The 21171-nt window shown below is 62.4% G+C and carries 15 protein-coding genes, 1 pseudogene and 1 riboswitch; of the genes and pseudogenes, 5 read left to right on the top strand and 11 right to left on the bottom strand.

Going from position 1 to position 21171, the window contains the following annotated elements; all coding sequences use genetic code 11:
* Positions 1 to 35 precede the first annotated feature (35 nt).
* Both JC607_RS18345 and JC607_RS18340 read right to left on the bottom strand, forming a co-directional pair.
* Positions 36 to 668, bottom strand: coding sequence for a DsbA family protein (locus tag JC607_RS18345; RefSeq protein WP_233092999.1), 633 nt, complete (start codon positions 666 to 668; stop codon positions 36 to 38).
* 329 nt (positions 669 to 997) lie between these two features.
* Positions 998 to 1468 (bottom strand): DMT family transporter, encoded by a 471-nt coding sequence (locus JC607_RS18340; RefSeq protein ID WP_092903270.1) that lies wholly within the window; start codon positions 1466 to 1468, stop codon positions 998 to 1000.
* Between the two features lie 78 nt (positions 1469 to 1546).
* Between JC607_RS18340 and JC607_RS18335 the strand changes: the two genes are divergently transcribed.
* Positions 1547 to 2473: a LysR substrate-binding domain-containing protein gene (locus JC607_RS18335; protein ID WP_233092998.1), complete on the top strand. Its 927-nt coding sequence runs from the start codon at positions 1547 to 1549 to the stop codon at positions 2471 to 2473.
* Positions 2474 to 2544: 71 nt separating this feature from the next.
* Here the strand turns inward: JC607_RS18335 and catB are convergent, their stop codons facing one another.
* On the bottom strand, positions 2545 to 3171 hold the full coding sequence (gene catB / locus JC607_RS18330; protein ID WP_198838338.1) for a type B chloramphenicol O-acetyltransferase: 627 nt from the start codon (positions 3169 to 3171) through the stop codon (positions 2545 to 2547).
* Between the two features lie 912 nt (positions 3172 to 4083).
* Positions 4084 to 4375: pseudogene (locus JC607_RS25480) on the bottom strand (IS5/IS1182 family transposase); the annotation flags it as partial.
* A gap of 195 nt (positions 4376 to 4570) precedes the next feature.
* Between JC607_RS25480 and JC607_RS18320 the strand changes: the two are divergent.
* On the top strand, positions 4571 to 7555 hold the full coding sequence (locus JC607_RS18320) for a CapA family protein (protein ID WP_198838336.1): 2985 nt from the start codon (positions 4571 to 4573) through the stop codon (positions 7553 to 7555).
* Positions 7556 to 7723: 168 nt separating this feature from the next.
* On the opposite strand, the gene JC607_RS18315 is transcribed toward JC607_RS18320, so the two are convergent.
* The 7 genes from JC607_RS18315 to JC607_RS18285 are packed head-to-tail and all read right to left on the bottom strand — an operon-like array spanning position 7724 to position 17392.
* Positions 7724 to 9997, bottom strand: coding sequence for a DPP IV N-terminal domain-containing protein (locus JC607_RS18315; protein ID WP_198838335.1), 2274 nt, complete (start codon positions 9995 to 9997; stop codon positions 7724 to 7726).
* The gene (locus JC607_RS18310; protein WP_198838334.1) at positions 9990 to 10952 is read right to left on the bottom strand and encodes an ABC transporter ATP-binding protein; all 963 of its coding nucleotides are present in this window, start codon (positions 10950 to 10952) and stop codon (positions 9990 to 9992) included. Before JC607_RS18310 ends, JC607_RS18315 begins: the two co-directional genes overlap by 8 nt.
* Positions 10949 to 11950 (bottom strand): ABC transporter ATP-binding protein, encoded by a 1002-nt coding sequence (locus tag JC607_RS18305; protein ID WP_198838333.1) that lies wholly within the window; start codon positions 11948 to 11950, stop codon positions 10949 to 10951. Before JC607_RS18305 ends, JC607_RS18310 begins: the two co-directional genes overlap by 4 nt.
* A 2-nt stretch (positions 11951 to 11952) precedes the next feature.
* Positions 11953 to 12837: an ABC transporter permease gene (locus tag JC607_RS18300; protein WP_233092997.1), complete on the bottom strand. Its 885-nt coding sequence runs from the start codon at positions 12835 to 12837 to the stop codon at positions 11953 to 11955.
* Positions 12821 to 13765, bottom strand: coding sequence for an ABC transporter permease (locus tag JC607_RS18295; RefSeq protein ID WP_092904200.1), 945 nt, complete (start codon positions 13763 to 13765; stop codon positions 12821 to 12823). Before JC607_RS18295 ends, JC607_RS18300 begins: the two co-directional genes overlap by 17 nt.
* 9 nt (positions 13766 to 13774) lie before the next feature.
* The gene (locus JC607_RS18290) at positions 13775 to 15352 is read right to left on the bottom strand and encodes an ABC transporter substrate-binding protein (RefSeq protein WP_198838332.1); all 1578 of its coding nucleotides are present in this window, start codon (positions 15350 to 15352) and stop codon (positions 13775 to 13777) included.
* A 60-nt stretch (positions 15353 to 15412) separates the two neighbouring features.
* Entirely contained in the window at positions 15413 to 17392 is a 1980-nt protein-coding gene (locus JC607_RS18285) for a CocE/NonD family hydrolase (RefSeq protein WP_233092996.1), read from the bottom strand.
* Positions 17393 to 17531: 139 nt separating this feature from the next.
* Here JC607_RS18285 and JC607_RS18280 point away from each other — a divergent pair, with 139 nt between their 5' ends.
* The 3 genes from JC607_RS18280 to JC607_RS18270 form a co-directional block, all read left to right on the top strand.
* Complete coding sequence (locus JC607_RS18280; RefSeq protein WP_198838331.1) at positions 17532 to 18326, top strand: helix-turn-helix domain-containing protein; 795 nt, start codon at positions 17532 to 17534, stop codon at positions 18324 to 18326.
* A gap of 506 nt (positions 18327 to 18832) precedes the next feature.
* Positions 18833 to 19061: riboswitch (cobalamin riboswitch) on the top strand.
* A 32-nt stretch (positions 19062 to 19093) separates the two neighbouring features.
* Positions 19094 to 20095, top strand: a complete 1002-nt coding sequence (locus JC607_RS18275) for an AraC family transcriptional regulator (protein ID WP_233092995.1) — start codon at positions 19094 to 19096, stop codon at positions 20093 to 20095.
* A gap of 99 nt (positions 20096 to 20194) precedes the next feature.
* The coding region (locus JC607_RS18270; RefSeq protein ID WP_370584869.1) for a TonB-dependent receptor plug domain-containing protein at positions 20195 to 21171 on the top strand (977 nt) is incomplete at its 3' end.

Raw genomic sequence — 21171 nt, 5'->3', positions numbered from 1 at the left:
CTGCCCCGGGTCGAAAACACGAAATCGCGATTGGCTTACAGCAGGTCGCGCCGTGCCTGTGCAACAAGGGCGGTCAATGAGGCCAGATCCTGCCCGCCAAACAGCCCGTCATGCCCCGCGATGAAGGTCGGCGTGCCGGCAAGGCCCAGGTGATCGCCAAGTTGCATCGAGTGATCGAAATGGCCCAGCACTTCCGCACTCTCCATGTCGCGCTTCAGCCGCGCTTCGTCGAGCCCGGTCTTGCGGACGACCGCCATGACCGAGGTCTCCTCGGCCTTGCCCCTGATCTGCATCAGCGCCTCGTGAAATTCCCAATACCTGCCCTGCTTCAGCGTGGCCAGCGAGGCCTGGGTCGCGAAATACGAGCCCTCGCCGAAGATCGGCCATTCGCGGAACACGACCCGCAGCTTCGGATCGGCGGCAATCAGGCGTTTCATCACGGGAACCGCAGTCCGGCAATGCGGGCAATTGTAGTCGAAGAATTCGGTGAGGGTGATATCGCCCGCCGGATTGCCCAGTACCGGCGCAAAGGGCTGGCGTTCGATCTCGTCGCGCAGTTCGGGCGGCATCGGGTTGTCATGACCGAAACCGGCCCGGGCTCCAAGTGAGAGCGCACCAAAGCTTGCCAGACCCAGTCTGAGCGCTCCGCGCCTGTCCATCAGCTTCATGTTTCGCTCCTTCACCCGGTTATGACTGGTGCGGCCCGGTCCGCCGGGGCAAGACCAGCACATCGCTGCCGCAGGATGCCTGCAATCAGCCCGGACTTAAGCCGGGCTTAAACCGACCATGCAACTGGCAGAAAATGATAACGTAAAAGGCGATTTATGCGGGTTCTGATCATCGAAGATGATGACAAGCTGCGTGACGGCCTGACGGCGACCCGAAATTCGAGCCGCCGCGCAAGTAGGCAAGGCCACTAAAATGTCGGGCGCCTGGTGCGAGAGACAGACCAGGTTTGGGCTGGAGCCTTTCGCCCGGGCAGACATCTGTCTTCACATCAACCCCCGGCCATTCTGGACAGACCAGGCCATTGAAACAAAAGCGCGCCACCCAGAACCAGTCCTGCGCCCAGGACCCGCCAGAGGTCAAAGGGTTTGGGCACCAGCCCCATCAGCCCGAACCGGTCGATGATGAGAGATCCGATAAGCTGGCCCGCGATCACGGCGATCATGAAACCCGCCGCGCCCATCATCGGCATAAGAAAGATCGCCGCAGAGACATAGATGATCCCCACCAACCCACCGATCCATATCCATTTCGGCTGTGCGAGGGCCGCGCCCGGATCCGGCATCGGCACCCGCAATGCGATCAGCGCCGGCAGAATGCAGATCAGGCTGACGATCAGTGAGGCAATTGCGGCCCAGAGCGGATGACCAAGTGCCCGGCCAAGCGCGGCATTGGCTCCGCCCTGAAATGGCACCAGCGCGCCGGCAATCAGGGCAATAAGAAAAAGGACAAGGGCTGGCATTCCGGACTCCATTGATTGGTTGGTCCCGGAATACGTCATTCTCAATGTATATGGGAAATTCGATAATCTGCCCATACTATGTCTGATATGAATAATCTTCGTTCCATTGACCTGAATCTGCTCGTTGTGCTGGATGCCCTACTGGCCGAACAGCACTTGTCCCGTGCGGCGGCCCGGCTGAATATGAGCCAGCCCGCCATGAGCCATGCCCTCGGCCGGTTGCGGCTTCTCCTCGGGGATCCGCTGTTCCGGCGTGGGGGCGGGCAGATGCTGCCGACACTTCGCGCCCTCGCACTTGCCGGGCCATTGACCGAAGCCATGGCGCAGATCCGCAGCGTGCTGGGGCCGGAGGGCTTTGATCCGGCCACAGAGCATGTGTTTCGCCTAGCCATGTCGGATTACGGGGCGGGCCTTCTTCTGCCCGGGCTGATGCAACGCCTGCGCAGTGAAGCAGCTAGCATAGAGCTGATCATTACCCAGCATAGCCGCGAAGCCATGATCGCGGGCGTGGCAGATGGCACGCTGGACCTCGCGCTTGGCGTCTTCCCTGCAGTGCCCGCCCCGTTGGCGCAGGAGCTTCTGTTGGAAGATCGCTATGTCTGTGTGGTCGATCCCGCCCATCAACCGTCCCTGCCTGACGGGATGACACGCGAAGCATTCCGGGCGGCAGCTCACGCGCATGTTGCGGTGCAGGGCGAATTCGCCACCGAGCTCGATCTGGCCCTTGATGCACAGGATGGGCCCCGGCACGTGGCGCTTGTCCTGCCGCATTGGGGCATCGCGCCTCAGGTCATCCCCGGCACCGATCTGATCCTGACCGTGGCCCGGCGCAGCCTGCCGCTCAAAGTTCATCCGCTGACGGTTCTGGAACCGCCATTTCCCCTGCCCCTGATCCCGTTCAGCGCGCTCTATGCCAGACGGCGCCGCGCGGATCCCGCGCTGCGCTGGCTGCTGGCCCGCATCCACGATGTGGTTGAACCGGCGGCGCTGCAGGTTCCGCCCTGACTGGCCGCGCGTCCGATTGCGTGCCAAAGCCACGCCCGCCCCTGAAGGGCTGACGTGGCCCGCCTGTCACATTAGGACTGAAGCGCCCAACGGCGGTGAAGCTCCGCGACGTCACCGCTCGTCAAAAGGGGCATCGCCGCCCTGAGCTGGTCCTCCGGCCAGTCCCACCAGCGCATCTCCAGCAGCATTCCGATCAGGTGGTCTTCGAACCGCTTCCGGATCAGTCTGGCCGGATTTCCACCCATGATGGCATATGGCTCGACGTCTTTGGTGATCAGCGTCCTGGTACCGATCACGGCGCCATCGCCGATCCGGACCCCCGGCATGATGATCGCCTCGGAGCCGATCCAGACATCGTTGCCAATCACCGTATCGCCGGCCGGCAGGAAACCATTCCCGGCACCCGCGAAGGCGGGCACTTCCGGCATCCAGTAAAACGGAAAGGTGCTGATCCAGTCGGCGCGGTGGCCCTGGTTTCCGGCCATGATGAAGGCCGCGCCGGAGCCGATCGAACAGAAACTCCCGATGATCAGCCGGTCCGCGCCCTGGTCCGGCAAAAGGTAGCACGCGCAATCGTCAAAGGGGTGACCATGATAATAGCCGGAGTAATAGCTGTAGCGCCCGACGAGGATGTTCGGATTTGTGACCTGCTTGTCCAGCGTCACGCCCTTGAACGGGCTTTCGAATGCGTTCTGCATATTGGGTCTCACTTGAAGATCGATCTGATCGCTTGCCCTGAGGGCAAGCGGTTACCGCGCACTGCCGGTCAGCGGCGTGCGAAGCGGGCCTCCGCAAAAGCAGAGGCGGTGTCAGATCGTTCGTCGAGCGGCTTTCATGGGGTGGCAGAACCTCTCCTATACGCCGTCGATCTTCGCATATTCCGGCGCCTCATCGCAACCGGCGCGGATCTTTCAACTTCACCCGTCATGAAATCGGGCTGGCGCATATGCGCGGAGAGATGCGCAGCCTTACATAACCGGGTGTTCTAATGCAGGCGCCGGCCCATGCTGACCTCCATGACTCACGCAATTCAAACCGGCGGCGGCCTGATTGGCGTTGCAATCTGCCAGAGCCTTCCGCGAATGGGCTGGCAAGCGGCCTCGTTCGACCTGAAACAGTGCCCTTTCCAACCCCCGGCCTGTTCATTGCGATATGGCCGATGATCAGATCGGGCGGACCGGCCTTCCTGATCGCGCGGCGAAACAATGCGACATCTGATCCGCTGCACCGCGATCATCGCCCCCATGTGCTTTGCCGCACGGGTTGATCCGAATGACCGGCTGATCAAAAGCCAGATGTAAAGAAACTGTCATCAGCAGGGATGGCTTCCACCGCATCCGGCACTACGGTCTGCTGGCCAGCTCGGCCCGTAAGATCAACGCCGCGAAGACCAACCCGCGCATGAAAGCTTGCTCAACCGTTGTCTCAGTTCCGCCTCCTGCCCTGCACCTCCACACCCAAAAGCACCCGGCAGCGCTGGATTAAATGGCCTTGAATAAGGGGCTGAATGCGATCGTGAGAGTAGGGTTCTGATTTAGTCTGGCACTGAGAGATTTATTCCTTGCTCTTTCTGGGGGTAGGCTTTCTCATCTGGGTTGGCTGGCGGGTTGCCGCCGTGTCGAACCCGGCGAATGGCGGTGGATCAAGTCGATTGCGGCCTGCCGCTCGGCGCGCCGTAGCGCGGGTGAGATCGGCGTCGACGATCAGCCCGCTGCGGTTCTCCATAAGCCCATGACCGATGAAACACAGAGCAGTGCCGGTGCAGGGTGCTTTCTTGTAAAACCGCGCATCCGGATCCGTTGTCGAGGCGTGGGTCGCATTCGAAGGCTTCTCGCCTCTGAAGTCCACTTCGGCATTGTGAGGAGTGGGTTTGGTGCGGGGCATCGGATCGGGCTCGGTCGTGGTGGCCTGATGATTGGCTGCTGTGTTTGGCTTCTTATGCGCGACAGATTTCACTTGCCATTGACCGGCCTGAGGCAATCTCGGATTTCAAGCGCGCGGGTGATCCCTGCGCTTACTTTCAAACCAGGCGTGAAGAGGTATAACCTCGATACAGATATTACACCCGCACGTGCAGACAGAACACAGGAGCAGGCCATGCCGGATCAGCTGAGGATGACTGTTGCCTGGGGTGGTGATGTCAGCCTCGCCCGCAGGCAACATCTGTTGCTGTCCGCATTCGCGAGTGACACGGAAGAGGGGGAAACGGCTGTCCATCTGCCGTCATTCAGCGGTGCAGATCTCAGGATGGTCAATCTCGAATGCGTGGTCTCCGATCTTGGAGAACAGGGCGCAGATAAGAACGAATCCGGACCCTATTACTTTCGCGCGCGTCCTGAGATGACCCGCGTCCTTCAAAGGTTAGGGGTCGATCTGGTTGCCACTGCGAATAATCATTCCGGTGATTACGGACCCGAGGCATTGCTTGATCAGGCCTGTTGGCTTGAACTGGCAAATATAGCCCATGCAGGTTCGGGACGGGATCGCGAGGCCGCGTTTGCGCCGCGCTTTTTCCGCCGCAATGGCCTTGCCGTCGCGGTGTTCTCACTTGATGCCACCCAGGCGGAATTCGCCGCGACCGGCAACCGGCCGGGGCACGCGTTTCTGCCGCTCTCGGACCCTGCGCTCTGGCAAAGGGAAATGCAGCCGCGCATTCAGGCCGCGCGGCGCCATGCGGATGTGGTGATCGTTGCGGTGCATTGGGGTCTGAACCTGAAACCGGTTCCCGGCCCTGGCGAGATAGCCGCCGGCCATGCGCTGATCCGCGCCGGAGCCGACGCCGTTCTTGGTGCCTCGGCGCATATGTTGCAGGGTATCGAGATTTTTGAAGGCCGGCCGATTTTGCATGATGCCGGCAATCTCCTGTGTGATTTTTCCGAAGGGAAAGGTGACAGCGCGGTCTTCCGGCTGGAGCTTGGACCGTCAGGCGTGACCGGCATTGAAGTGATACCGGTGACCGTCTCCCCTGGGCGGGCCTCAGAGGCCGAGGGAGACGCGGCCATCTCGATCGCCGCAGATTTCGCCGAAAAATGCGCGGCCTTTGGGACCGTCACCATTCCGGGTTCGGACGGACGGCTTCAGATCCCGCTTTCTCCGCCCGGGCGCATGCCGCAGGATTACCGCCAGACTGCGCTGCGGTCCCGCCTGGCAGCGCCGCCCGTTCCGGAAAGCGCAAGGATCGCGCCGGTCGCCATCGGACCTTTGACCCTTCACGGCGTCAGCCTCGGTCCTGAAAGGCTTACAAGTCGCAACATGCTCTGGGTAGAAACCTGGTGGAGTGCCGAAGAGCCGGTCAGCCGCCGCCTGACCATCGCTTTGCATGCTGTTCCCCGCGAAAAGGGTAATATGCCGGTATGGGGGCGCGGCATGGCGCATGAGCCGGGCGACTGGCGATTGCCGACGCCGCACTGGCAGCCGGGAGAAATCTATCACGAGCGCTTCGGCCTGCGCCCGCCGCCGGGATCCCGGCTGGAAGACGGTGTCCTCGACCTGGAAATATCGGTGTTCGACCGTCTCAAAAGGCTGGGGCGGCTGCGCACCGGTCTTACGACCACACTATCCTTCTCGGGCAAGATGGCCAGGACCCCGGGCAGCGCCAGGCCCGCAGACCTTCCCGGATGGAGTGCCGAAGAACTCGCCGGGCTGACCGGTGGCACCTGGATCACCCCGCCGCCGCCGGGCTGGTTCTGCCGTTCAGCCGTCGCAGGCCGGACCCATCTGGCGCTTGTGCCCGAGCCTGTGCTTTTTGCCGCCCACAGCCGTCAGGACCGCAACCGTCATGAAAGCATGACCGCAGTGTCGAAAGACAGCTGGGACAGCCACGCCTCTCTGCACAGATTGCAGGATCGCCTGGCCGGCGCGCTGGTACGGGAACGGCCGCCGGGGCTGCGGCCGGAATTTCCGCTTTTGCAGGTGGAGGATCCACTGGCGGCGCTGATGCAGATCGGTGCCGCAGCCCGTGACCGGATGCGCGGCAAGGTCGTTTGCGTCACCGGCAGTTCGGGCAAAACCACCACGGTTTCGATGCTGCAAGCCGCGCTCTCTCCTCTGATCAACTGCCGCGCAACATATGACAATTACAACACTAGAGTCGGCATTCTGGTCAATCTCGCCTCGGTCCAGCCTGAAACGGATGCGGTGATCCTGGAAACGGCTCTCAGCGCGATCAATTCCACGGGTCAGGCCCATATCCGCCGTGTCGCGCCCGATATTGCCGTGATTACCAACATCACCACCGCCCATCTGCGCGAGGGAGAGACCACCGGCGATATCGCTCGCAAGAAATCGAATATTTTTCTGGGGATGCAGCCTGGAAAGAGTGCAGTGATCTGGAGCGGCAGCGACCATTTCGATGAGATGGCCGAACGCGCCAGAGAGGCCGCGCTGAAACTGGTCACTTTTGGCGCAGCGGATGGCTCGGATTTCCGGCTCCTGTCTTACGATCCTGCACGGCGGCTGGTCGAGGCTCAGACCCCACATGGCCAACTGACTTACCGGATCGGTGCCAGCGGCGTTCATATGGCGCTCAACAGCCTTGCCTCCCTGGCAGTGGCGGCAGAGATGTCGCTTGATCTCGTGAAAGTGGCCGAAGGGTTTGAAACATTCCGCCCGCTCGCGGGGCGTGGTGAGACCCACAGCCTTTCGATCGGTGCGATCAGATTCCAGCTGCAGGATGAGGCCTATAACGCCAATCCCCTGTCCATGCGTGCCGCCCTCCAGAGCTTTGCCGCCGCTCATGCATCCGCTGACAAAATGCTTATTCTCGGCGATATGCTTGAACTCGGCGAACAAAGCGCCAGGCTTCACGCAGAACTTCTGTCGGATATCCTGTCGCTGAAACCGCGACGGGTCATGCTGGTCGGCGGATATATGACCGCCCTCGGCCCGGCCCTGCATAATGCCGGGATAGCAGCCGAAACCGCCGCAGATGTCAGTGCCGTCTTTGATCGTTTGCCAGGGTACATCTCCCATCAGGGCGCACTTCTGATCAAGGCATCAAACGGTGTCGGTTTGTGGAAACTCGTGGATCACCTGACCAAAGCGGGCGAGGATATGCGTTCTTCCGCGGTTAGCGGACAGTGACGAGAGCTGTGATCTGAGGTTTGCTGGTCTCCAACGACGATGAGATCATGGATGCGGACAGGCAGTCTGCCAGGACAGCTTGCGTGCGCATGGCGCATCCTTTCATTCCAAAGAAAGGAGCGCGCCATCAGACCCAGGGATCAGACACTCCGGGGCCCGGTAATCAGGTCAGTTGCAGTCCACCGAAGTGGCTGACAGCGCGCACGCGATCCAGTCCAACAGGCGGCGCTGGACCCAGGGGTTGCTTTTGAACGTGGCGTGATCGTCGTTTGGCGCAATCAGCATGTCATAGCACTTACCCGCTTTGGTCAGTGCTGCTGCAAGTTGCAGGCTGAGCGCGGGCAGCACGTTTTCATCCATATCGCCAAGTCCGATCAGCAGCTTTCCTTCCAACGCATGGGCCAGACGGGCATTGCAGGCGCTGTCATAGCTTGTGCTGCCATCGGGGTTGCGGACCAGCGGGCCCTGCCATTTTTCTGGCCAGCAGCGGTTATAGCCGGTCAGATCATGGCTGCCTGCGGTGGAAACGGCCGCGCGGTAGGTGCCGGGATGGGCGAGGATGGCACGCGCTGCAGCATGGCCACCGGCGGAATGACCAATGATCCCGATGCGGGTCAGGTCCAGCCAGGGGCGGTTTCTGGCCAGCTGCGGATAGGCGGCGACGTGGTCCGAGAGGAACCCCGGATCACTCAGATTGCCATGGCAGAGATCGTGAAACGCCTTTGATCGCCACGGCGTGCCGCGCCCGTCCATCATCAGAACTGCGATACCGAGCGCAGTGGCGGCATGAACCATTGCGAGCTTTGCGACCTCGTCATGCGGCAGCGCCGAGCGCGGGGTCTGAATGCATTGCGGGCCGGGATAGACCATATCGAGCAGCGGACAGCGTTGATCTGCTGCCATGTTCACCGGGCGCCAGAGCATCCCGAACAGCCGCGTCTCGCCATCGGCGGCCAGCAATTCGACCCGTTCCGGTGTGACCAGATCAAGATCGGAACTGCCGCTTTCCAGGACCGTCACAACCGCGTGGTCCGCGATGTGCAAAAGCCGGGTCTCGCCCAGATCGCCGGCGGCCGCGCTGGTCACGACGATATGCGCCAGATCGGGTGAGATGGGGCGGGGAACAGGTCCCGCACCTGCCTCGATCAGCTCGGCCCAGCCCAGCTCGCGCAGGAAGGGCGCATGGTCTGCCGCTTCCGGCGTCAGCACCCGCATCGTGTCATGATCGAAGCCTGAGATACAGATACGCCGCGCATAGGGATCACGGCTGTTCTCACCGCTGCTGGCGAGGAAAATCACCTCGCGGCTGTCCGGGTTCACTGCGAGGATCTCGACCACCGGCCAGTCACCTGCCGTGATCTGCCGGATCACCGCCCCGGTGCTGAGGCGGCAGAGGTAGAGATGCGCATATCCGTCGCGTTGCGAGAACCAGATCAGTTCATCCGTGGCGTCCAACAGGCGGATATTCGGCATGCCGCCATAGGCCATATGGATGTCGACAAACCGCGCGGATGTCTCTGAGATCACCCGGCGGGCGGCACCGGTTTCTGCGTCGGTTTCGATCAGGGTGATCTCGCACTCATGGCGGTCATGCTCCAGCCAGAAGATGCGGGTGCAGTCGCGGCTCCACCAGGCTTCGCGTTTCTCAAGGCCGGAGGTCTCGGTCACATCTGCCGGGCCGCATGGGACAATGCGCCCGCTGTCGACCTCAATCACCGCCTGATGCCCGATGGGCAGGGCTTCATCACCTGCAAAAGCATTGCGCAATTCATGCAGGATCGGACCCGGGCCACCATCTTCGCTGACGTTCTGCACCAGAGCGATCCGGCGTACAGCACGCTCATCCAGCTGATAGGTAAAAATCCTGCGCGAATCCGGCGACCAGAGCGCGACGGGCGGCAGTCGGATCCCCCTGCGCTGCAGATGTACGGTCTCAAGGCTCTGATCCGGCGATTTTGCCCATTCGAAATGCGGCGCTGCGGTATCGGTCAGCCGCCGTGACGGGCCACCCGCTGCGGGGCGCAGCCAGAGATCGCCCGCCTCGCGGTAAAGCACCCATTGGCCATCCGGGGACAGGCTTTCGTCATCGGCATTGGGGCGGGGCGCGAGCGGGGTCAGCTGACCTTGTACGAAACGCCAGCGATCCCGTCCCGAGGCGAGGGTGACCGCACCATCCGCGACCTCAAGGATCATCAGCGCAGCGAAAGCGGCGTCATCCTGCAATGCAGCGCGCAAAGCTGCATGGTCGAATGCGGGCGTGCGCGCGCCGGTAACTGTCACCAGGACATATTCCGGCAGCCCCGTCGTCTCACGCCGATACCAGAAGCGACCCGCGTCCAGCCAGTAAGGTGCCACTGTCAGGTTGCGGCAGGCGGCGCGAAAGGCGGCGGGCAGGCGGGATTCGGCCTCGGGGGGCAGACGCAGATCAGCAGATTCAGGCATTTACGGAGGCTTCCATCGGGAAATGGCAGGTATAGCTGACAGGACCATCCTCGCGCAGCGACGGCGGTGTGCTGCGGCACAGGTCCTGCACAAAGGGGCAACGGCTGTGGAATTCGCAACCCTTCGGGCGCCGCACAAGGCCGGGCACTTCGCCCTTCAGGTAAAGCCGCGTCTTGCGGGCCTCGGGGTCGATGATCGGATTGGCCGAAAGCAGCGCCGCCGTATAGGGGTGGTGCGGATGCGCGAAAACCGGCGCGGTGTCCCCGGTTTCGACAAAGCGGCCGAGATACATGATCGCCATCCGGTCGGCGATATGGCGCACGATGTTGAGGTTATGGGTGATGATCAGCAAAGAGAGCCCCAGCCTTGTGCGCAGATCATTCAGCAGATTCAGCACTTCGCTTTGCACCGAGACGTCAAGGCCTGCGGTGGGCTCATCCGCGATCACAAGGCGCGGTTTAAGGGCCAGGGCACGTGCCACCCCAACGCGCCGCGCCTGGCCGCCGGAAAGCTCATGCGGGCGGCGTTCGGCGATGGTGGCTGGCAGGCCGACAAGACGCAAAAGCCGCTCCACCTCACCTTCGGGGTATTGGATTCCATGGATGGCAAAGGGTTCGCGCAACAGCGCCCGCACCGTCAGGCGCGGGCTGAGCGAGCTGACCGCGTCCTGAAAGATGAAAGCGATATCGCGGCGGATCTGCCGCCCGGAGGTGTTGAGGGGCGCGCCGTCAAAACGGATTTCGCCCGAGACGAGGCCGCCCAGCCCGGCAATCGCGCGGGCCAGTGTAGTCTTGCCCGAACCGCTTTCGCCGACAAGCGCCATGGTTTCGCCCCGGGCGAGGTCAAAGCTGACCCCGGCGACGATCTGCAACTGGTCTGCGCCGCGCAATTTGGCCATCAGCCCGCCGACCGGGTAAGAAACATCGAGATTGCGCACGGAAAGAAGCGGGGTCATGCGGAAATCTCCAGCCTTGGGGCCAGCGGGTAATGGCAGCGTACCAGATCGGACTGGCCGGCCTTATGATCGGCGGGATGGCCGGTCGTGCAGGTCTCATCCGCGCGCGGGCAGCGCGAGGCAAAGATGCAGCCCGGCAGCGGCGCGGTCAGATCCGGCAGATTGCCGCCGATAGAGGGCAGATGCCGCATCGGCTCGGCGATCTGCGCCGGGTCGCAGCCAAAGAGCAGCTGCGTATAGGGATGGCGCGGGTCCTGGAAGACGGCCCCGGTCGCACCGCTTTCGACAATCTCGCCCGCATACATGATGTCGATACGATCACAGAGTTCGGCCACCACCCCCAGATGGTGGGTAATGAAAAGCACCGCGCAGCCGATTTCAGACTGCAGCTCGCGCAAGAGGTCAATCGTGGCGATTTCCAGCGTGGCGTCCAGCGCCGTGGTCGGCTCATCCGCGACCAGAAGCGCAGGCTTTGCCATCAGCGCCATGGCAATCGCCACACGCTGACGCATTCCGCCCGAAAACTCATGCGGATAGCGGTCGATCCGGCTTTCGGGGTCCGGGATACGCACGCGGGCCAGCATCTCGATGGCGCGGGCGCGTTTTTCGCGGCGGCTGAGTTTGCTGCGGTGCTGGATGTCGATCATCTGCCGCCCGATGGTCAGAACCGGGTTCAGTGCGGTCATCGGGTCCTGGAAGACGACGGAAATCCGGTCGCCCAAAAGCCCCCGCATCTGTCTGGCGGAAAGGCCGGTCAGATCCTGTCCCTCGAACCGGATTGAACCTGACCTGATCTGCGCAGCCCCCGGCAAGAGGCCCAGAATGGCCTGCATCAGTGTCGATTTTCCCGAACCGCTTTCGCCCACCAGCCCGACGATCTCGCCTTTGCCGATGGACAGGTTCACATCGCGCAGCGCCTTCAGCTCGCCTGCGGGGATGTCGTAGGAAAGGGTCAGACCGCTGACCGTTAGGACCGGATCGCTGGCATCCAGGGACATGATCACCTCTTTGCCAGTTTCGGATCAAACGTGTCGCGCAGCGCCTCGCCAAGGAAGGTGAAGCCAAGCGCGGTGATGACGATGGGCAGACCACCGGCCACAACCATCCAGATGCTGTCGCGGATATAGGAGAACCCGTCGAACAGGATTGTGCCCCAGGACGGCGTCGGCGGGCGGACCCCAAGGCCCAGGAAGCTGAGCCCGGCCTCGATCCCGACCACGATCGGGATATCCATCGCCGCAAGGATCAGCAGCGGGCCGATGATATTCGGCACAACATGCAGGCTTGCGACGCGCAGGAAACCGGCACCAAGAGCGCGTTCTGCCTCGATAAATTCGGCATTCCTCAGCGCGAGGACCTGGGTGCGCACGATCCGCGCATAGGTGGGGCCATTGACCAGCACCACGACCAGCACCACTGCCCAGAGGCTTGGCCCCGTCCATGTGATCAGGACCAGTGCCAGCATGACGGTGGGCACGCTTTTCATCGCATCCATCAGCAAAAGCAGGATACTGTCCAGCCAGCGCGGTCCGAACCCCGCCAATACGCCGAAGAGCAGCCCGACCAGCAGTGACGCCACTGTCGCCCCGATGGAAATCACCAGCGCAATCCGCGCACCATACAGCATGCGGGTAAAGAGATCGCGGCCCAGATTGTCCGTGCCCAGCCAGTGTTCGGCCCCGGGCGCGGCGAAACGCACCATCGGGTTCAGCTTGACCGGGTCATGCGGCAAAAGCCCCGCCGCAAGGGCGGCGAGCACCGTCACCACGATCAGCCCGAGCCCAAGCGCCCCCAGAGGGTCACTGACAAGGCGACGCATGGCGCCTCTGGCCTTGCGCGGCTTTTTCACCACAGCTGCGGTGGCGGGATCAACGGCTGACGACATTGCGCACCCTCGGGTCAAGGAAGGCGATCAGCAGATCGGCAATCAGGTTAACAAGGACGAAGAAGCCGGTGGTCACCAGCAGAGTGCCGACCACGATGGGGTAATTCCGCGCTGCGATGGAATCGTAGACCAGCTTGCCGATGCCGGGGCGGCCAAAGACGATTTCGGCAAAGACCGCGCCGGACAGCATCTGGCCGATCCCCATGCCAAGGACGGTGATTGTCGGCAAAAGCGCGATGCGCAGCACGTAGTCGAACATGATCCGCCGTTCCGACAGACCAAAGGCGCGGGCGGTGCGGATATGGTTTTCGCCCATCACCTCCAGCATCGAGGCGCGCAGGATCCGTGCGATATAGCCGATCCAGGCCAGCCCGAGCGCGACCGAGGGCAGCACCAGCCGGTGCAGCCGGTCGGCAAAGCCCTCGCCCGCGCCGATGGCGGGGAACCAGGACAGGTGGATGGCAAAGATCAGCAGGAGATAGATCGCGATCACGAAAGAAGGCACCGCCATGACCGAGACCGACAGGACCGAGGTCACCCGGTCAAAAAGGCTGCCGCGATGCGTGGCGGACATCACGCCCAGCCAGATGCCGGGCACCACTGCGACCACCATCGCACCGGCGACGAGGTAAAGCGTATCGGGAAGCTGCGCGAGGATGATCCGCGCAACCGGCACACCTGATATGGCGTCACTGCCCAGATCCCCCTGCAAAATGGTGCTGAAAAACCGCCAGATCTGCACCAGAACCGGCTGATCCAGCCCCATTTTCACGCGATAAGCCTCGACCATGGCCTCGCTTGCGCGCGGGCCAAGCGCGGTTCTGACCGCGTCACCGGGAATGGCATGCATCATCGCAAACAGGGCTGCGATCACGGTGAGGACCACCGCGACCGACAGAAGGATGCGCCTGGCAAGATAGCTGAGCATCGCGGGAAATCAGGCCTTTGTGAAACGCGACAGGATCGGCCAGCCATCGGGCCGCATCGCGGGCATGACGCCTGCGGCGGTCAGGGTGCCGATTGGCTCGAAGGTCAGGAAGACGAAATCGCCCGATTCTTCCATCAGCTCCTGCATGCGGATATACATCGCGCCCCGCTTTTCCGTGTCCAGCTCGGTCGAGGCCTCCTGGTTCAGGCGGTCGAATTCCTCATTGCTGAACCGCTGCCAGTTCCAGACGCCAACCTGCTCCGATGTGAACCAGGCGGTGGCCCAGCTGGGATCGGGCTGCATGGTGAAGCTGAAGAGGAAGAGCTGCAGGCTCTTCCACTGATCGCCATCGGCCTCGATACCGAGGCTCCAGAAGCTGCCGCTTTCATACTGGTCAATCTGCACGGTGACGCCGATATCGGCGAGCAGTGCCTGGATAATCTGGGCTGCGGCCAGATCTTCGGCGGTTTGCTGGATTGAAAGCGTGACATTGAGGTCCGGTACACCGGCCTCGGCCAGCAGGCTGCGGGCAAGATCGGGGTCGTAATTATAGGTGTTTTCCGCGCGGTGCCCCGCAAGGCCCGGCGCGATGATTCCGGCGGCGGGCGAGGCGGCCCCCAGATAGGCGGCCTCGACCACCGCATCGCGGGCGATCCCGTGCTGGATGGCGCGGCGCACTTTCTGATCTGTCAGGTCGGCATTGGCCTCATTCATGCCAAGCCAGTAATAGTTCAGCGCCGTAAACTCATCAAAGCGCCCGCCATTCGGTGCGGCAGCGGCAAAGCGCGGGATCGACGAGATCGAGGTCTGCGCATGATCCAGATCGCCCGCTTCAAAGCCCAGCTCGGCGGTCTTGGGGTCTTCAATCGGGATCAGGACCAGCTCATCGAATACGACATCGAACAGTTTGAAATCGGGGTTCTTTTCCAGAACCACCCGGGTGCGCGGCTGCCATTCGCGGATGCGGTAGGGGCCAGAGGTCACCGGCGGCTCGGTCGAGAACTGACCACCCGCCGCCTCAATCGCGGCTTTGGGCAGGATGATGCCGCTGGTTGCGGGCAGGGTGGTGGTGAACAAGGGGGCGAAGGGCGATTTCAGCACGATGGTGCCGCTATAGCGACCGGTCACTTCGACATGATCCAGCTGCGCCCAATCCGCCGCATAGGGCGATTGCACTGCCGGATCCGCGATGCGTTCCCAGGAGAATTTGGCATCCTCGGCGGTCATTTCGCCATATTCGCCGGAATAGAGGATGCCCTCATTCAGCTCAAAGCCGATATGGGTGTCATCGATCACATTCAGCGCTTTCAGCGCCAGTGGCAGAGCGTTGAACTCACTTGTGCCGGTTTCGAACTGCATTGCGAAAGCGAAGATGCATTCCATCACCAGCGCATCCGAGCCCGAAGTCCAGAAGGCCGGATCGAGATTCGAGATATCCGCATAAAGCCTTGCGCGAAGACGACCGCCTTCCGTGCTGACCTGGGCCAAAGCCGGATGGCCGCGCAGCGCAAGCCCCGCTGCCCCGAGCGCAAGTGATGAGGCAATGAAACCACGGCGCGATACGCCGGTCATCTCTTTCACAGTCATTGTTCCGGTCCCTTCCTGTCCCGCATCCTGAGGATGCCTTTTTATCGAATTGTCCGCAGCTTAAAGCCTGCGCACGGAATCCTGGTGATGGCGGTCAAAGACCAGCCTCTCGCCCTCCCAGGCCTGGATGCGCTGAACGATGTGGAAATCTTCCGCATCGCCCCAGAGACTGGTCAGAACGCGACTGCGGGTCTGCCAGTCCCCCCGGCCAAGGCTGCGATCCCAGGTGATATCGACCCTCGCGCTGGCGGGCTCGCCGTCCCGGATCGACCAGATTTCCTCGATTTTCGATCCGGTGGTCAGGCCGTGGGTCTGATCTTCGGTCAGCGGTGTGGTGCCGGAGATGATGATCCGGGTTTCGCCGGTCCCCGGGTCGGTCTCGACATGTTTCGATTCGAGTGTTTCCGAATGGTATTTCAGCGCCAGAGGCGGGGCACCGGTCGGTTCAGGGAAGCTGATCTCGTCACCTGTCGCCAGCGGTCGCAGCGGCAGCGAGAGGCTGCCCCCCGAGATCGTCACCGTCAGAGGCTCGGGTTCGGGCCAGATGAAGGGCCAGTAGCTGGTCGAAACAGCAAGCCGCAGCCGGTGGCCTTCGGGCAGGCGGTAGGCGATCTGGTCCAGATCCAGCGCGACCTCTGTGGGCTGGCCCGGGACGAGATCCTTCATCGCCTCGAAGCCTTCACGGTGGCGCAGGTTCAGGACGCCCATCGTGATCAGGGCCGAACTGCCATCGGGACGCAGATCGCAAAGCCGCACGGCGATTTGTCCGCGATGCTGATCGGCGCTGAGCGTCAGGTTGACACGCGGTGCACCGACAATGTCGCAGGTGTCACTCAGCATGTCCGAGTCAAAGCAGGCCGAAAGCGCGTCATCACCCTGCTGGTCATCGGGCAATTCACCCGGGCCGAAGCCAAAGGGGAAATACTCCCCCGTCGCCATCCCGATCGCCGTTGAGGGGCGCGCCTGCTGCGTGAAAGCGGGGGCAGGGGTGTCGCCCAGCCGGGCCTCGCCAAGGTGGAAGATGCGTGGCGTGATCCGGGGCGAGGGCCATTCGGCCTCGGTAATCCAGCGCCCGGGACGATGCCCGAAAGAGGTTGCGGGTTTTACGCTGTCCATCAGCCAGGCGGTATAGGCCGGGGCCCTGTCGGCGCCGTTCCCGATGCCTTTCAGCCAGTGATCCCACCAGGCCAGCGCCTCCTGCAAAAAGCCGATCCGGGGTCCGGGCACCGCCATATGCGGATATTTGTGGTTCCAGGGGCCCATCAGCGCGCGGACTGGTGCGGTCAGATTGGCCGCGAGATGGGCGGGGGTGTTGCGATAGCCGTCATGCCAGCCGCCAATGGCAAAGACTGCCGCCGTGATCGCATCATAATTCTCGCAGACCGAGCCATGTTTCCAATAGGCATCGCGGTTCTGATGTTCGTGCCAAGTCTGCGCAACGAAGGGCATTTTCTCCAGCCGGTTCAGCCAGATATCGCGCCAGGCCTCGCCCGCCAGCGCCGGGTCCGGCGGTGGCGAGAACCAGGAAACCGCCGTCGCTGCCCAGCCGATATTCTCGCCCAGAAGGCAGCCGCCCTTGAAATGGATGTCATCGGCAAAGCGGTCGGTGGTCGAGCAAAGCGTGATGATCGCCTTCAGCGCGGGCGCGCGATTGGCCGCAGCCTGCAGCGAATTGAAGCCGCCCCAGGAAATCCCCATCATGCCGACATTGCCCGAGCACCAGTCCTGGCGCGAGATCCAGTCGATCACATCCAGTGCGTCCTGCATCTCCTGGGGCGAGTATTCGTCGTCAAAGAGACCCTCGGATTCGCCACAGCCGCGCATATCGACGCGCAGGCAGGCGTAGCCCCGAGCGGCAAACCAGGGATGAGTGATCTGGTCGCGCTCTGCGGTGCCATCGCGTTTGCGATAGGGCAGAAATTCGAGGATCGCCGGAACCGGCTGCGCCATGGCATCCTCCGGGATCCAGCTGCGCGCCGAGAGCCTGGTGCCATCGGGGAGATTGATCGCCATATCGACGGTTTCATGGATCACGGTCATGCCCGGCACTCTTCCCTGGTTGTTCCGGCCTCGCAGCGAAGCACTGCCGCGCAGAATGAGGGTTGAGGACTGCTTGCCAATTGCGCGGATTTATATCAATTTGTGCTGATTTACGCGAATAGATGAAAAGGGGCGTAAAATGTCCGTGCTGTCAGCGCGCATCGGCGAAAATTTTTCCCGCAATTTGCGAAATCTTTGTGCAACCAAGGTGTCAGTCTCGCTGATCTGCCGCGAAATCGGCATCAACCGGCAGCAATTTGACCGCTATCTTACCGGCTCCGCCATGCCCTCGGCGCATAACCTGCGCCGTATCGCGGCCTATTTCGCGCTGAGCGAAAAGGAACTCCTCTCGCCCCGCCTTGAGGATTCGCGCAACGGGCCTGGCCTCGATGCGCAATCCTCTTTTGCCGCCGCCCTGCGCCCCGAGCCGGGCGAACTGGCATCGCTGCGGCACTATCTGGGCTTCTATCATTATTATTTCCTGACCCCGTCATGGCCAGGTCAGGTGCAATGCGGCCTTTTGCAGCTTTACGAGCGCGATCATCGGGTACTGACCCGCTATGTCGGGCGCGTCGAGAATCCTGATTATGGCAGGATCACCCGGTCGCGTTTTGACGGCCATGCTGTGCTGCGCGGCGACCGGATCTTCATTCTGGAACATGCGCGCGGCCCGGTGGATGGGTTTGGCCAGACAATTCTCTATGCCGCGCATCGCCATCAGGCCAATTACCTGACAGGCATGGCGTCCGGGATCGGCTGGCATCCCCATCGCGGGCCCTTTGCATCGCGGCTGATCATCCGTCGATTGCGGATGACGCTCTCGCTGCGCGAGGCCCTGGCGCAATGCGGACTTTTTCGGGTCGATGGCAGCAATCTCGACCCGATTGTCCGGAACTTTTTCACTACCGACGAGGATATGTTCCTGACGGGGTGAGGGTTCTTGAAGTTAGAGCTGCGTCCGATACGCGGCTGCCCATGATCGCACAGCGTTTGGTGCCGTTTCCAAGGGCGCGCAACTCGGCCGCGCTCACGCCAGCAGGATCAACTCAAACCTGCCTTGACTCCTTTCTGTGAGCATCATGCTCGAATTCCACTCCGGGGGCACTGTTCCGCAGGTTTCGGTCTGCTCAGCACAACGTCACGTCATTTCGCCGCACTGAAGGCGGGCTATCTCGCCACCGCCACCGTTTTACGGATCAATACCGGCTCACCATCGTTTGTGTCTCCTTGCTCTTTCGGTAACAGAAACAGGCTTTTTGCCGCCGCCTTCGGCCCGCTTAACTTGCCGCTTCCTGACGCGATTTTCGAACTCGCGTGTAGCCTTTTCAATTTTTCCCTCGGGCAGGAAATGCCCAACGATCCAGTCATCAATATAACGCCTAACCGTCAGCGCAGCCCCCTCGTAAGCCGGGTGACTTGACCTCGGGGAGCCTAGATGCAAGCAATGGTTCTGTGCATGGTGCCATCGCGTGACCCGTGATGGCAGGGAACAGGACAGCCACCCGATCCGAAATTGGCGGATCAGGCCGCGTGAAATCCGACCGCCCCCGCGACTGTGAGCGGAGAGCCAACCCGAAAACCCACTGTGCCCGGGGTGAACCCGGCATGGGAAGGGCGGGGAGGCCGTGACCCGCAAGTCAGGAGACCGACCCTGCATTCTGGCTCAGCCGTCGGGTGTGACGGATCGGAGGATGAATGGGTATGAACGCGCATCGGGCGGCCGAAAGCCGCGCGGTTACTGATCTTGCGGGCAGGGCTGGCCCGGTTGCTGATCCCGCGAGGGCGTCCCCCAGCCGCATCGAGCCTGCCCGCTTCCTGCCGGGCGAGGGGGAGACAACGCGGATCGCCCTGCCAGGCGTCGCGGGGGCGATGCAGGTTGATCTGCTGCGACTTGGCCCAGGCCTGTCGGTTGCATTCAGCCGGTTTGCGGCAGGTTCCGGTATGGAGGATCAAGTGCGCTGGCCGCCGGGGCGGCTACTGATGACATTCAATATTGCCGGAAGCATGGCAATTCGCGATGCGGAGGGCGTGGCCCATGCGATCCGCAACGGCGAAGGCTGGGTGTTACATACCGGATCCGGCCCGTTGGCGCGCATTCTGCATCCGGGCCAGAGCTGCTCCAATCTGGTGGTTGTGATGGAGTCCGAGGCGGTCAGCCCCCGTCTCCGTGCGCTGATCCTGCGGGAATTGCCACAACAGGGCATGGTCCGCACTTTCCGCCTGTCGCGGCTGGCCCGCCATCTGCCCGGCAGTTTCTTCGACGGGAATGCCAGCCCGGCGGCGCTCTTGCGCAAAGAGGGCGACTGCCTGACCCTGATCGGTCAGGTGTTCGAGGAACTCGAGATCCAGGGGAAGACCGAGCCGCTTCCCGAGGCCCGTATTCTGGTCCAGCGCACCGAGGCGCTGCTTCGCGACCGCCTGTCGGAGACGCTGTCGCTTGACGACCTGGCGCTGACGCTGGGCGTAAGTCATGTAACGCTCAATCGCACCTTTCGGCGCGAGACCGGCATGACGGTGTTCGAGCGGCTGCGCGATATCAGGCTGGAACATGCCTCGGACCTGATCCGGCGTGAGCGCCGCTCGCTGACTGAAATCGCCTATGAGTGTGGTTTCTCGAGCCCGGGCCATCTCAGCACAGCCTTTCGCAAGCGCTTCGGGATGACTGCCCGCAGCTGGCGTCAGCGTGGCCCGATCCCGAACTGACGCTTTCGCGGAATGGAAGAATTATTTGCCCTGATGGAAGTCCGGCCTGCACATCCGTGTCAGTCGCTCAGAGAACCGATCTGCTCCGAGGACCGCATCATGACATCTGTCTTCCCGCCCAAAACCAGGACAACCGCCCGGCGCCGACTTCTCCTGTCGGTGGCAGCGCTGATGCTGCCCACCGCCGCCATTGCCGAAGAGCCGGTCCATCTCGGCACCATCGTGATCTCGCCCAGCCACTGGAGCGAGACAGCGCTGCAATCTGCAACGGACGCGACGGTGATCTTTGGCGCGGATCTTGATCAACCGCAGGCGCCCGATCTCGATCTCCTTGCAGCGCGCGCGGGCAACGTGATGTTCCAGCGCGCCAATTCCGGCGAGCGGCTGGTGGTGCGCGGCATTTCCGCCTTCGACAATGCGCTGAGCGATCCGGTCGGCTATCTGGTCAATGGCGTCTCGCTGCCGCTGGGAACCATGCAGCTGCCGCATTTCTTTGCTACGGATCAGGTCGTGCTGCTGAAAGGCCCGCAAGGCACCGCCTTTGGCCGCAATACCGAGGCCGGGCTGGTAATCTATGACACGCTGCGGGCCGGGGATTTCATCGGCTGGAAGCTGGGGCTTGGGGTCAGCGGCTCGGACCGGGGGGCGAAGCCGCTGGGCTATAGTGCGTCTCTCCTCTGGGGCGGTGAGGTTGAGGGCGGGCCGGCGTTGCTTCTCGGCTTTGAACAGGCCCGCACCGATGGCGTGATGTCCGATCCGCGCGTGGGGGGCGGCGACAAAGGCGGTCGGGACCGCCGCACCAGCCTGACAGCGAGCGCCGCCTGGAACCTCGATAACGGTGCCACGCTGCGGCTGAGTTTCATTGGCGAAGACCAGGATATGGGTAAAGAGCAGTTTCGCTGTATTGATGGCCTGCAGGCCACCGGCCGCTATGAGAGCCGATACAGCGATCCGTCCTGGGAGACCCGCCGCTCCACCATCACCTCGCTGGAATATGGCCAGAGCTTTGACGGCTTTGAGCGGCTTTGTTGCACTATCCGGCTCGCTCATGGATTCACGTTTGTGAGACAGCGGGT

This window comes from Paracoccus sp. IB05 (assembly GCF_016405985.1).
GTDB lineage: Bacteria > Pseudomonadota > Alphaproteobacteria > Rhodobacterales > Rhodobacteraceae > Pseudogemmobacter.
Note: the sequence above shows the minus strand (reverse complement) of the source record. Positions and strands in the feature narration are given on the sequence as shown.